Source organism: Pseudomonas baltica (assembly GCF_031880315.1).
Taxonomy (GTDB): Bacteria; Pseudomonadota; Gammaproteobacteria; order Pseudomonadales; family Pseudomonadaceae; genus Aquipseudomonas.
The window spans coordinates 6,587,853-6,601,122 of sequence record NZ_CP134771.1 but is presented as its reverse complement, the minus strand read 5'-3'; the positions used below and the strand labels follow the sequence as shown (position 1 = coordinate 6,601,122).

The window sequence follows — 13,270 nt, the reverse complement described above, 5'->3', positions numbered from 1 at the left end:
TCCCCGTATCAGTGATCGGTTATAACGCGGAGCATACCTAGAGGGTTGGAAAAATACTTGTGAAAGTACAAACAACGGCCTCATTCGCAAAGGTGTCGAGTCCAGCGGGTTTCGTCTTATCCATCGAAGGGCCTTGGGGGAGCGGGAAAAGTTCGACGCTTGCGATGATCTAGGTCTTGCTTGATAAAGAGGAGCCTAACGCCGCACCCGTGGTCGTTCACTTCAACCTGTGGCTGAACTGATTGATTTTCAGCGAGGATGGTCTTTACAGACAAAGTCTCGTTTTCAGGTACCGATGACAACAGCACCACAGCCCACACCCAAATACGCGATTTAACATAATATACATTATGCGTAGTCTCATAACCTCAAGTCAGGGGCAGTCTCGGCCACATTTCAACCCACACAACCCCTGACCCAAAGACCGCCCTCAAACCTGAGCAGCCCCTCCATCAACGAACATCTCACTGCCGGTCATGAAGCTGCTCTCATCCGACGCCAGGAACAACGCCGCCGCCGCGACTTCTTCCGGTTGGCCAATACGTCCCAGTGGCACCTGCGTGGCCATGCCCTCGATGAGCACGTCCGTTTGGCCCAGGCTTGAAAGCGCGAGGTCGAGGCCCGGAGTCGAGATCGGTCCAGGTGAAAGCACATTGACGCGAATACCAGTGCCTTTCAGATCAAGCGCCCAGCTCCTGGCAAAGTTACGCAACGCGGCTTTGGTGGCGCTGTACACGCTGAACGCCGGCGTGCCCATAGAGCCCGTCGTCGACCCGGTGAGGATTATCGAGCCGCCATCGCCCATCAGTGGCAATGCTTTTTGCACAGTGAACAGCGTGCCTTTCACGTTGATGCCAAACGTGAGGTCAAATGATTCTTCGGTGATCGATCCGAGCGGCTGAAACTCTCCCAGCCCGGCGTTAGCGAACAAAACATCGATCCTGCCTTGGGTAGATTTGATGTCTGTGAAGATCCGGTCCAGATCTTTGAGGTTGGAGATGTCGCCCTGGATCGCGACTGCGTCAGCGCCGATCAGCACCAAGGCTTTGTCCAATTCATCCTGGCGGCGACCGATGATCACCACACGTGCGCCTTCTGCCGCAATGCGTATGGCGCTGGCAAGGCCGATGCCGCTGTTGCCACCTGTGATCACTGCGATTTTACCGTTGAGCCTGCTCATGAGCGTTTCCCGTAGAAAGTTGAGAACCAACTGTAGAGCTGTGCATTCTATTTGAATAGTATGCACCTTTAGGTAAGTACCCATCTGCGAGCATCATAATGGCTAACACTCCCTGTAATTGCGGGCTCTATGCGGCCTTGGCGGTGATCGGCGGGAAATGGAAGCCGCGGTTCTGTATCATCTGTCACATGCGTACCGTCGAGCGAATCAATGGGCGGCGCATGACCGCCCTCGCCCCGCTTGATATACGATAATTATATAACTCAACTAAATGTCTATTTAGTTGAGTTATATAATTTCAGTCGTTCACCCAGCCTGAACAACTACAACAGAGGCTAACCTTATGACCCGCTCATCTCCGATACCCATCACCGAGTATCCACAGCCATGACCAGGACCCGCATTGCCATCGCCGGTGCTGGCTATATCGGCCAGGCCCACATTGATGTCCTGCTGCAAAGCTCTACCTGCGAGCTGTCGGCGGTAGTCGACCCCTCCCCGCAGGCTCAGGCCCTGGCCGCCAAAGCCGGTGTGCCGCTCTATAAATCCCTGGAGGAGTTGCTCGACAGGGACCGCCCGGACGGCGTGGTGCTTGCCACGCCTAATCAGTTTCATGTGCCCCACGCGCTCTTGTGCATGGCTGCGGGGCTGCCGATGCTGCTGGAAAAGCCCGTGGCATCGACCGTTGCCGAAGGTCGCGCCCTCGCCCGCCAGGCCGAGGAACACAACGCCCGCATCTTGATCGGCCATCACCGTGCTCACAGTCCGATCATGGCCAAGGCTTGCGAGGTCGTGCACAGCGGCGCTTTGGGGCGCCTGGTATCGGTGATGGGCAGCGCGGTGTTCTTCAAGCCCGATCAGTATTTCAGCGATGCGCCGTGGCGCAGCCAGCCAGGCGCGGGGCCGATACTGCTGAACATGATCCACGAAGTCCACAATCTGCGAATGCTTGCGGGTGAGGTGGTCGCTGTGCAGGCGTTTGCGTCCAATGCCGTGCGCAACTTCCAGGTCGAGGACACGGTGGCGATCAACCTGCGCTTCGCCAGCGGCGCGCTGGGCAGCTTCATGCTCTCGGACAGCGCCGCCTCGCCGCGCAGTTGGGAGCAGACCTCTCAAGAGAACAAGGCCTATGCGAGCTACGACGATGAGGACTGTTATGTGATCGCGGGCACCAACGGCAGCCTGTCGGTCCCCACCATGCGACTGAAAACCTACCCCAGCGCGCAAGATCGCTCATGGTGGAAACCCTTTGAAGTCGGTGTGGTGGGCATGATCCGGCAGGACCCGCTCGTGCACCAGATGGAGCATTTTGGAGCGGTGGTGCGTGGTGAGGTCGAGCCTCTGGTGAGCGTGCAGGATGGGCTGGCCAACCTGCGGGTGACCGAGGCCATCGCCGAGGCCGCGAAGAGCGGGCGCGTGATCGAAATCGAAGCGCAGTAGCAGGATTTTCAAGGCCCGTAGCGGGCCTTGAAAATCGCGGTGCTACAGGTTCAGCGCCGCGGCTTGCGCCCTACGAACAGGTGGCTGGGGTCGTTATACCCAGGCGTCGACGAGTGCCCGGTCACCACCAGATCGTCAATGAAGGCTTCGTCTTCAGCCGTGAACACATAGTCCAGCGTCGGCACGTAATCGTCCCACTGCGCCTCGGTACGTGGGCCGGCGATCGCCGAGGTCACCAAGGCGTTGTTGAGCACCCAGGCCAGGGCGAACTGCCCCGGCGTGATGCCTCGGGCCTCGGCGTGTTGCTTGACCCGCTGAGCGATATTCAACGACTCCGGGCGCCACTCGGTCTGTTGCAGACGGGGGTCGCTGCGACCGGCGCGGGACTCTGGGGACGGCGGTTGGGATGGATCGTACTTGGCCGTCAATACGCCGCGAGCCAACGGGCTGTAAGGCACCACACCAATGCCGTAGTACTCGGCGGCCGGCAGGTGCTCGGACTCGATCTGGCGATTGGCGAGGTTGTACAGCGGCTGGGACGCCGATGGCCGTTCGATGCCGAGCAGGTCAGCGGTACGGCTGAACTCGGCGAGCTTCCAGGCGCGGTGATTGGACAGTCCGTAGGTGCGAATCTTGCCGGCGCGAATCAGGTCCGACAGCGCGCGCAGGGTTTCTTCCACGGGCGTGTCGTTGTCTTCGCGGTGCAGATAGAACAGGTCGATGTAGTCGGTATTCAGTCGCTTGAGGCTGGCGTCCACCGATTGGATGACGTTGTTGCGCGAAGCGCCCTTGTTGTTAGGGCCGCCGCCGCCAGGATTGGGGTTGACGAATTTGGTCGCCAGCACCCACTGGGCGCGTCGGTCGGCGATCAGGCGGCCGACCACTTCTTCGCTGGCACCGCCGTTGTAGCCGTTGGCAGTGTCGATAAAATTGATGCCCTGGGCGAAAGCCTTGTCGGTGATGCGCTTGGCAACGTCTTCAGGGGTCTGGCTGCCGAACATCATGGTGCCGAGGGTAATAGGCGAAACCTTGATGCCGTTGCGGCCAAGGTTGCGGTACTCGAGGGTGCTCATAGCCACTCCTGTGGGGTCGGATGTGGCCGCTATTAGTACCGGAAAAAGCCTCCAGGCACACCGACGAAAATGTTCTATCGATATGTTGCGATGTGACGCGATCTGAGGGGGTGAAGCTAGGCCTGACGGGTATGAAGCCCGTCAGGCCTGTCGGGGCAAGCCGCCTCGCTAGAGGGCGGGATATCAGTGGGGTTTGCGGCGGCGGAGCCATAGCGCAAGCAGGCCGATCACCACGACGATGCCCACCACTATGGCTGGCAGGATGTACGGCTGGACCACCGCCAGCAACGGCGCTTCACCGCCATTACGGGCGACTGCTACGTCCTTGGCCGACACGCTGACCGCACCGTTGCCGTAATGCTGCAACACGAAGTTGGCAACGTCAGCGACTTGCTGGTCGTTCAACGGCTGAACATAGGACGTGCCGTCAAACCGTGGCATCAGCACATGATGCTCGCCGTCCAGCCGATCGACCCCGTACAGGATCGCCGAGATCAAGTTGGCGGGCGTGCTCAGGCCGGTGGCGGTGTTGTTCAGCAACGAGGGATAGGCCTGATTGGCACTGCCCTTGCCTGACGGCTGGTGGCAGCTGGCGCACAGGCCGCTGTAGAGCGCCTCGCCGCTGTGCAGGCTGTCGTGCTCGTTGTATTTGCCGACACCGCGCAGCGTGCTTTCAGCCAGGCTGTTGCCATTGCCGGTGTAGCTGAACGCCGCGATTGTGGCCCCCGGCTCCCTCACCGGTTTAGTGCTCTTGAGGTAGGCGACGATAGCGGCCAGGTCCTCGCGCGGCAGGAACTGCAAGCTGTTCTGCACCGCTTCCGCCATGCCGCCAGCTGCCTGGTTCTTGCCTTTGGCGCGGCCGGTGCCCAGGTATTCGATCAGTTCGTGATCGCTCCAGGCGCCGATACCGCTGACCGGATCAGAGGTGATGTTGGGCGCGTACCAGGGGCCGACCATGCCACCGGTGAGGGCCTTGCTCTTGATCTCGGCCATCAAGGGATTGCGCGGCGTGTGGCAGGCGCCACAGTGCTCCAGGGTGTTGGTCAGGTATTCGCCGCGCTGCAACTGCGCGTCGCTGGCCGCCACACTGGCCGCCGTCTTGGACGTGTCACGGCTGTCGAGAAACAACAGGTTCCAGCCGACCATCGAGAAGCGCAGGTTGAACGGGAAGTTCAGCGCCGTGACCTGCGCAGGCACATCCACCGGTTTGACCGCATGCATGAAGTACGCATACAGCGCGGCGACGTCCTGATCGGTCAGGTGTACGTACGAGGTGTACGGCATGGCCGGGTACAGGCGGCTGCCGTCAGCGCGAACGCCATCGCGCACGGCGGCGGCGAACTGTTGCTCGGTGTAGTTGCCAATGCCGGCGGTTTTCGACGGCGTGATGTTGGTGGAGTAGATCGCGCCAAAAGGCGAGTTGATCGCATAACCACCGGCGAAGGGTTTGTCGCTGTCGGGGACGGTGTGGCAGGCCATGCAGTCGCCGGCCACTGCCAGGCGCCTGCCCTGCTCTTCCAGGGTCGGCGCCGCCGCGACCGGGGTCGTCGCGGCACCGGGTACGGACTCCAGGGCGTAGGCCGGCAGGCTCAAGCCTGCACCGAGCAGCGTCAGGCCTAGCGCTGCCTGGAGAGATGCAGCACGTAAATGTCTGGTGATCATCGACTTATCCTCGCGCCAGGGCCTGACTCATGGAGTCGGCTGCCTTGATCGCCAGGGCGGCCATGGTCAGGGTGGTGTTGACCACGCTGGCCGACGCCATCGCGCCGCCACCGGGCAACCATAGATTGGCGTGGTCGTGGGCACGGCAATCGCCATCGACCACCGAATCCTTGGGGTTACTGCCCATGATGGTGCCGCCCATGATGTGGTTGTTGGCGTTGAGGCTGGTGGTGATGACGAACTCGGTAGCGCCAAACAGCTGGCCGATGTGCTCCAGTTGCTTGTGCGCGGCTTCGGCGCCTTTGCGCACGTAGTCACCAACGTCGTAGAAGATGTCTGGGCACGGTAGGCCGTGCGGGTCCTTGCGGGTCTTGCTCAGGGTCAGGCGGTTGTTCGGGTCCGGCAGTGGCTCGAGGCTGATCGACAGGTCGACGCCGTGGCTGGCGCGGCGGCGGATTTCGGCTTCGAGGGCCTGGCCCACCAGGCCCATGGCCAGAGCCTGCTCGGTAGCCTTGCCGACCTGGGTGATGTTGTTGAGGATCATCTTGTTGGCCGAGTACTGGCCGCGGAAATCGCCGTCGCGCGGGCCGACGATGCAGCTGCTCTGGGCCGGGCCGCGGCCGATCCACAGCGGCTCGTTGGCGATGAACGAGCAGTGGAAACCCGAGTGATCCATCATGTTGCGCCCGACCTGGTCGGACGAGTTGGCAATACCGTTGGGGTTCTGCTCGTTAGCCGCGATGAGCAGCAGGCGCGGGGTTTCCAGCGCGTTGCAGGCCAAAGCGAAGACCTTGCCGGTCGCTTTGCGCGAGGAGCCATCGGGGCGTAGCCAGTGCACGGCGCTGACGCGGTTGGCCGCATCGGTATCGACCTTGTAGACCACCGCTTCGGTGATGCACACAGCGCCATGGCGCTCGGCTTCCTCGATGGTGTGAATGGCGTTGTACATCGCACCGATCGGGCAGATTGGCTGGCAGTTGTTGTTGCCACAGCAGGTCGGACGGCCTTTCCACGGCCGCGTGCTGCGCCCTTGAGGGATCGGGATGTGCTTGTAGCCGTGGGCGTTGACCACTTCGGCAAAGCGCTTGTCGCCATAGGCCCAAGGCACCATGTCCATGGGGTACGGCTTGCTGCGCTCAGGCGGCGATTCCATCTGCGGGTCGCTTGGGCCGGCGACGCCCATGGCTTCTTCGGCGCGGCAGTAATAGGGTTCGAGCTCGTCATAGCTGATCGGCCAGTCGCGGCCTACGCCGTATTCGGACTGCATGCGCATGTCCACCGGCAGATGGCGCCAGCACGAGGCCGCCCAGTGCCAGGTGGTGCCGCCCAAGGTGCGCAGGTAACCCTGCTGGAAGCTGCTGCCGCTCGGGCCGTCGAGGCCCACGTAGTTGTTTTTCGGGAAATACAGCGGCGCTGGCGCGTGTTCGGCCTGCGGGTACAGCCCCTGGAAGTCCGAACCGATGCGATTATCGAACGGCATGTTGCGCCAGTTCTCGACGGCCTGGGCGCGCTGAATGCGCAAGCCCGCTTCGAGGATGACTACCGAGTAGCCTTCGCTGACCAACTGATTGGCGATCAAGGCGCCGGCCACGCCGGAACCGACCACGATGACGTCGGCGCTGACATCGCCGTTCTCTGCAAATACGGGCGCTTTCATACGGCAGTCCTCGGTCCGGCGGCGGGTGCACTGGCATCTGGAATCGGTGCGGTCCACCACAGTGGGCCGTTGCCGCAATAGGTCGGCACGATCAAACCGTCGCTCACCGGGCGATACATGAGTGCTTCCTTGTAGGCCACCAACTGAGCGGTCTGGCCATGCCCCACGGTGCCTTTGAACCAGGCGGCGACCACGGCCAAAGCGGCATCACCGACGCCAGCCTGTTTGGCGGCGGCCAGCAAGGCCTCGGCATTGAATACGTTGGCCGGGACCTGCACCAGATCAGCCAGGGCGGTCAGTTGCGCAGCCATCGCCGGCTGTTGGGCGATCATGGCGGCGCTGATGCGCTGGGCCGTCAGCGCATCGAGGTTGTCATAGCCGGTCAACACTTGCGAAGCCTGAAGGAAACGCGAGGCGTTCAGGCCGGGCGCTTGTGCGGCGAAGCTGAGCCCGGGGACAGCCAGGCTGGCGAGGCCAAGGCTCAGCGCACTGGCCGTCATGCCCAGCAACACGGTACGGCGATGCATCGGCGCGGCCCACGCGCCAGCCGGAGCGCTGGTCGCCTGTTCGCACGTCAGAGGGGGAGTGTGTTTCATGTTCATCTCGTCAAGGGCTTTGAACAGCACGCCGCCCTGCTCTATCGGCAGGATCAAAGGCACTGAAACCGGTTTCATACTGAGTCTTAAAAAAACCTGCCGGGGGAGGATCCCGACAGGTTGATGTCCGCCCTGCACTGCCCAGGTTTCCTGGCAGCAGCCCAGTGTGGCGAATTGCCGCGTAGGGTCGTATGAAACAACCAGCCTAATCAAGACAAATCTTGTTACATCTTCGCAAAACACTGTTGCACAAAATAAACTAATCGCGCGTCGTTCACTGGGATGAGACGGCTCGCTTCCGATTGCTACCAAGCAACACCGCTTATCTGCCTGACCCTCATCAGGGGCGAGCTGCCTCGCCAAAGGGTTTTCTCAGGGTTATTTTGCCGCGGTGTTGCCAGTAGGGATGCTGAACCCTTGGGCAAAGGTCGATTTCGCATCAAGCGGTTTGTTGATCAGCCCATGCGCCTGGTAGAAATTCGCCGTTTCCTGCTGTTGGTCGATGGTGTGGGCATCCAGGCTCTCCCAGTGCAGTTTGCGTCGCTCGAACTGCAAGCGCGCGGCATCTTCCGGGAAACCGATGATCTTCGCCAGGCTGCGCGAATAGCTGTCGAGGTTTGCATACGCCCACACCTGCGCCTTTGCCACCCTGGCCAGATAATCCTGCAAGGCGGCACGCTTGGCTTGATCGGCCAGCGCCGTGTCGGTCGCCGCCAGGAAGCTGTTGCCGGTGGTCAGCTGGCTGCCATTGACCAGCACCCTGCCCTGTTTGGTCAGCTCCGACAGCGCGGTATAGGGTTCCCATGTCGCCCAGGCGTCCACCGAGCCATTGGCCAGGGCCATCTTCGCGTCCACCGGGCCGAGGAAACGGAAGTCCACGTCCTTTTCACTCAAGCCGACGCTGGCGAGCGCCTTGAGGGCGACGAAGTGGCCGATCGAGCCGCGTCCGGTGGCGATGCGCTTGCCCTTGAGATCGGCCGCGGATTTGAGTGGTGAGTCCGGCGCGACCAGCACGGCGGTGCCGTAGCCGTCGGATTTGTCCACCGCGATCGCCTTTACCTGCGCCCCGGCGGCCAGAGCGAAGAGCAGCGGTGCGTCGCCGATGATGCCCGCGTCCACGGCGCCGGCATTCAGCGCTTCGGCCAGTGGCGCCGCCGCAGGGAACTCGGACCAACGAATGTCATAGGGTAAGTCGCGCAATGCATCGGCAGCTTCGAGTTGCGCGCGCATATTGCCTTTCTGGTCGCCGATGCGCAGTTCGACCCGATCAGCCGCCGCGGCCTGGCCAGCCACCAGCAGAGCGGCGCCAAGCGCCAGGAATCGTATAAAGGGAGGCATGTGCAGGTCCTTTCAAGGAAGTGAAATTAGAACTAAATCGTCTTAATCCGATTTTTTTATACTATAAATGGAATTAACACATCGGTGAAATGCATTTTATTCATATCCTAATATGCAAAATATGATCATTAGCTTAGATCCATAAAGCATTTCACACGGACCCACCGGTAGGCATAGGGTCATGGCCCCTACCCTTACGGACGAGCAGGTGAACGCTTGTTACCGATTGGCCCCATGGAGACGTGCCCGATGACCCTTTCCGCCGCCCTGTTCAGCCCCGCGCCACAATCACTGGACCTGGATGCCGTGCTGGCATCGGTTACCGAAACACTCGCCGCCACTGCCGCCGAGCAGGATCGACTGGGGACGTTCCCCGCCGCCAACTTTGCCCTGTTGCACAGCCATGGCCTGTTAAGCCTTACCGTGCCCAAGGCCTTGGGCGGTAGCGGCAGTGACTTGCCGACAGCGCGCAAGGTGATTGCTGCCGTGGCCAAAGGTGAGCCTTCGACGGCGCTGATCCTGATCATGCAATACCTGCAGCATCTGCGTTTGCAGGATGACCAGCGCTGGCCCGCGCCACTGCGCCAGCGCCTGGGCCGCGATGCTGTGGAGAACGGCGCGCTGGTCAACGCGTTCCGCGTCGAGCCGGATCTCGGTACCCCTGCCCGAGGCGGTTTGCCGGCCACCATTGCGCGGCGCACCGCCGAGGGCTGGCGCCTGAGTGGCAGCAAACAATATTGCACTGGCAGCCATGGCTTGACCTGGTACCTGGTGTGGGCGCGCAGTGATGATGCCGATCCGCTGGTGGGTGGTTTTCTGGTGCACAAAGACAGCCCGGGCGTACGCATCATCGACGAATGGGATCACCTGGGCATGCGCGCCACTTGCAGCCACCGCGTCGAGTTCGACGAGGTACTGCTGCCGCTCGATCACGCGGTGTCAGTCAATCCGGCCAGCGCGCCGCAGGCGGTGCTCGATGGCGAGGGCTTGCTGTGGATGTCGGTGCTGCTGGGCAGCCTGTACGACGCCGTGGCCCATGCGGCCCGGGACTGGCTGGTGTCGTTTCTGCAAGAACGAGTGCCGACCAACCTCGGCAAGCCGCTGTCGACGCTGCCACGCTTCCAGGAAGTGGTCGGGCGTATCGATACCCTGCTGTTTACCAACCGCCACGTGCTCGACAGCGCCGCTGCCGGGCATATGGCTTCGGGGCACGCGGGCCAGCTCAAGCAACTGGTCAGTACCAACGCGATCAAGGCGGTGGAGTTGGCCATCGAGGCCGCAGGCAACCCTGGCCTGTCGCGAAAAAACCCGCTGGAACGGCACTTTCGCAATGTGTTGTGTAGCCGGGTGCATACCCCGCAGGATGATGTGGTGCTGGCTGCCGCGGGGCGCAGCGCTTTTACCCAGTAGCGCGGGTACTGCGCGTGCGGTGCCGAAAACAGGCATCAAAACCTGGTCGGTGCGAAGGCACCGACGGTCGGAAGCAAGCCTCTCGCCAGAGAGGGTTTAGAAATCAGTTAATTGCATGTTTTGTCGGCCATAGATGCGGGCCGAGAATAATATGCATATTTCTAAATAGAATTTCACTGACATCTTTTATGCAAATATCATCGAGCGCAGACGACCGCGTCACGCCCACTAACCCACTTTAACGCTATCGAACCTGCACCCCTTCCACGGGCCAGCGTCAGACGCGATGGACTACGCTCGCTATGCTCATCCCCTTCCTGCACCGTTCCCTGGCCTGCGCCACCGCGCCCCGCACCGCAATGGCTCTGACCATGCTGCTGACGGGCGCCGCGGCCTTGCCTGGCTGCTCGCCCTCGCAGGCCGATGCGCAGGCTGCCAGTACCTTGAAGATCGCCTTCTTCTCGGACAACACCCAGTTGGTGAGCCTCGATCCCTTTCAGGTCTATTGGCTCGAGCACCGCGTCGTACTGCGCAACATTGCCGAATCATTGACCGACCAGGACCCGCAAACGGGCAAGATCATTCCTTGGCTCGCCGAACGCTGGGATATCAGCGCTGATGCTCGCGAATACACCTTCCACCTGCGCAAGGGCGTGACGTTCAGTAACGGTGAAGCCTTCGATGCCCAAGCGGTAAAAACCGCCTTCGATACCGACAAAGCCTTCGCAGCCGCCCTGCCCAGCGCCTTTGGCGCCACCTATCTGGCCGGTTATGACCACGCTGAAGTGATTGATCCGCTGACCGTCAAGCTGGTGCTGGCAAAGCCCAACGCCGGATTCCTGCAGGCGACCTCGACCACCAACCTGGCGATCCTGGCCCCGGAGTCCTATCGCAAGACGGCCAAGGAGCGCTCGCTGGGTGCGATCATCGGCACTGGCCCGTTCGTCCTCGACCACTACACCCCCGAATCCGGTCTGCGCCTGACCCGGCGCAAAGGCTACGCCTGGGCGTCGGCCAACGTACAGAACCAGGGCGAAGCGCACCTGGCCGCGATCGATGTCACCTATGTACCGGAAGAAAGCGTACGCAACGGCCAATTCGTACAGGGCCAAGTGGACATTCTGTGGCCGCGCGATCCGTTTTCGGAGGTCGATCTCAAGTTGTTCCAGAGCAAGGGCGCTACCATCCAGAGCCGTTCGCTGCCCGGCCCGGCGCTGAATCTGTACCCCAACACCAGTGGCACGCGCATTCTGGCGGACATCAACGTGCGCCTGGCGCTGCTCAAGGCCATCGACCGCAAGACCTACGCCAGCACCGTGTACAGCCAGGACTTCCCGGTGGTCGATGGCGTGTTCGACGTCAGCACCCCGTATTTCCGCAGTCAAGGCGCCAAACTCGGCTACGACCCGCAAGGCGCCGAACAATTGCTCGACAAGGCCGGCTGGCTCAAAGGTGCCGACGGCTACCGCGCCAAGGATGGCAAGCGTTTGACCCTGGTCGACAACCTGGCCATCAAAGAGACCCCAGGCGACGTGCTGATCCAGGACCAGCTGCGCAAGATCGGCGTCGACCTCAAGCTGCGCGTGCAGACCAAAGCCGAATGGGCGGCGGCCAATGCCTCAGGCAACTACGACCTGACGTCCACCTACATGACGCGCGCCGATCCAATCATCCTGCAAACAATCCTCGACCCACGCAGCGCCTACAGCGCAACCGTGGCCACCAACATCTACCCACCGGCGATCCTTGGCCAGGCGACCGCATTGTTCGACGCCGGCCTCACCGCGACCACCTCCGAACAACGTGCCCAGGCCTATGACGGTTTGCAGGATCTGTTGATCGACCAAGGCTCGGCGATTCCGGTCTACGAACGCGTCTGGCAGGCCGCCACCGCCAAGCGGGTGCAGAACTTCCACTGGAGCGCCGAGGGCTTCGCGTTCCTCAACGACATCGAGATCAAGCCATGAAGCGCTACCTGCTCGGTCGGATCGCCCAAGCCGGGCTGGTGCTGTGGGGCGCCTATACGGTCACCTATTTCATCCTGTACCTGCTGCCCGGCGATCCGTTGTCGATCATGCTCAGTGCGTCCGGAATGGAGGTCGACTCACTGTCGCCCGAGCAGTTGGCCAAGGCTCGCGCCTATTACGGCCTCGACCAAGGATTGATCCAGCGCTATGTGCACTTGCTCTGGGGCGTGTTGCACGGCGATCTGGGGCAATCGCTGACGCTCAATCGGCCGGTGACCTCGATCCTCGCCGAACGCCTGCCGCAGACGCTGTCGCTGGCCGGCTTCGCGATCCTCCTGTCGTTGTTCGGTGGTATCGGCCTGGCCTACCTGGCCGCCTATGTGCGCTGGCAGCCGTTGAAAACCGCGCTTGCCCGCTTGCCGGCCTTGGGCTTTTCGGTGCCGGTGTTCTGGATGGGCTTGTTGCTGATCCAGGTATTCGCATTCGGCCTGGGCTGGTTCCCGTCCACGGGCAGCATCGGCTTTTCGAGTCTGGTCCTCCCCGCCGTGACTCTGGCGATTCCCAGCGCCGCGGTGTATGCGCAAGTGCTGCAGCGCGGCTTCGCCGATGTGTCGCGTGAACCCTACATCGTCACCGCCTACGCCAAGGGCCTGAGCCGCGCGCAAGTGCAGGCACGCCACGGTCTGCGCAACGCTGCATTGCCGCTGCTGACCCTTATCGGCCTGCAGGTCGGCAACACGGTGTCCGGCGCCGTACTGGTCGAAACCATCTTCGCGCGCAACGGTGTCGGCCGCCTGGTCCAGGAAGCCGTGATGCGTCAGGACATTCCGGTGGTACTGGGGATCGTGACGGTGTCCGCCGCGGCCTTCGTACTGGTCAATCTGCTGGTCGACCTGCTCTATCCGGTGCTCGACCCGCGTATCACTCACGCCCCCAAGGTGACTTGA

The 13,270-nt window shown here is 61.9% G+C and carries 11 protein-coding genes; 5 read left to right on the top strand and 6 right to left on the bottom strand.

The window, feature by feature from the left end; translation table 11 throughout:
- The first annotated feature begins 59 nt into the window (after positions 1 to 59).
- On the top strand, positions 60 to 173 hold the full coding sequence (locus REH34_RS30450; protein WP_409373211.1) for a P-loop NTPase fold protein: 114 nt from the start codon (positions 60 to 62) through the stop codon (positions 171 to 173).
- A gap of 257 nt (positions 174 to 430) precedes the next feature.
- Here the strand turns inward: REH34_RS30450 and REH34_RS29870 are convergent, their stop codons facing one another.
- Complete coding sequence (locus REH34_RS29870; protein ID WP_311970261.1) at positions 431 to 1,180, bottom strand: SDR family oxidoreductase; 750 nt, start codon at positions 1,178 to 1,180, stop codon at positions 431 to 433.
- Positions 1,181 to 1,567: 387 nt separating this feature from the next.
- On the opposite strand from REH34_RS29870, the gene REH34_RS29865 reads away from it, so the two are divergent.
- A complete protein-coding gene (locus tag REH34_RS29865; RefSeq protein WP_311970260.1) occupies positions 1,568 to 2,620 on the top strand; it encodes a Gfo/Idh/MocA family oxidoreductase in 1,053 nt (350 codons plus the stop codon).
- Positions 2,621 to 2,670: 50 nt separating this feature from the next.
- Here the strand turns inward: REH34_RS29865 and REH34_RS29860 are convergent, their stop codons facing one another.
- The 5 genes from REH34_RS29860 to REH34_RS29840 form a co-directional block, all read right to left on the bottom strand.
- A complete protein-coding gene (locus REH34_RS29860; RefSeq protein ID WP_311970259.1) occupies positions 2,671 to 3,693 on the bottom strand; it encodes an aldo/keto reductase in 1,023 nt (340 codons plus the stop codon).
- A gap of 183 nt (positions 3,694 to 3,876) precedes the next feature.
- Positions 3,877 to 5,355 carry a cytochrome c gene (locus REH34_RS29855; protein ID WP_311970258.1) on the bottom strand — a complete coding sequence of 493 codons (1,479 nt, stop codon included), beginning with the start codon at positions 5,353 to 5,355 and terminating at the stop codon, positions 3,877 to 3,879.
- A 4-nt stretch (positions 5,356 to 5,359) separates the two neighbouring features.
- Positions 5,360 to 7,012 carry a GMC family oxidoreductase gene (locus tag REH34_RS29850; RefSeq protein WP_311970257.1) on the bottom strand — a complete coding sequence of 551 codons (1,653 nt, stop codon included), beginning with the start codon at positions 7,010 to 7,012 and terminating at the stop codon, positions 5,360 to 5,362.
- Positions 7,009 to 7,686 carry a sorbitol dehydrogenase family protein gene (locus REH34_RS29845; protein ID WP_226502670.1) on the bottom strand — a complete coding sequence of 226 codons (678 nt, stop codon included), beginning with the start codon at positions 7,684 to 7,686 and terminating at the stop codon, positions 7,009 to 7,011. Before REH34_RS29845 ends, REH34_RS29850 begins: the two co-directional genes overlap by 4 nt.
- A gap of 300 nt (positions 7,687 to 7,986) precedes the next feature.
- Complete coding sequence (locus REH34_RS29840) at positions 7,987 to 8,946, bottom strand: ABC transporter substrate-binding protein (RefSeq protein ID WP_311970256.1); 960 nt, start codon at positions 8,944 to 8,946, stop codon at positions 7,987 to 7,989.
- A 249-nt stretch (positions 8,947 to 9,195) separates the two neighbouring features.
- Between REH34_RS29840 and REH34_RS29835 the strand changes: the two genes are divergently transcribed.
- From REH34_RS29835 to REH34_RS29825, 3 genes are all read left to right on the top strand, one after another.
- Positions 9,196 to 10,356, top strand: a complete 1,161-nt coding sequence (locus REH34_RS29835; RefSeq protein WP_311970255.1) for an acyl-CoA dehydrogenase family protein — start codon at positions 9,196 to 9,198, stop codon at positions 10,354 to 10,356.
- Between the two features lie 359 nt (positions 10,357 to 10,715).
- Positions 10,716 to 12,323 (top strand): ABC transporter substrate-binding protein, encoded by a 1,608-nt coding sequence (locus tag REH34_RS29830; protein WP_311972192.1) that lies wholly within the window; start codon positions 10,716 to 10,718, stop codon positions 12,321 to 12,323.
- Entirely contained in the window at positions 12,320 to 13,270 is a 951-nt protein-coding gene (locus REH34_RS29825; RefSeq protein ID WP_311970254.1) for an ABC transporter permease, read from the top strand. Before REH34_RS29830 ends, REH34_RS29825 begins: the two co-directional genes overlap by 4 nt.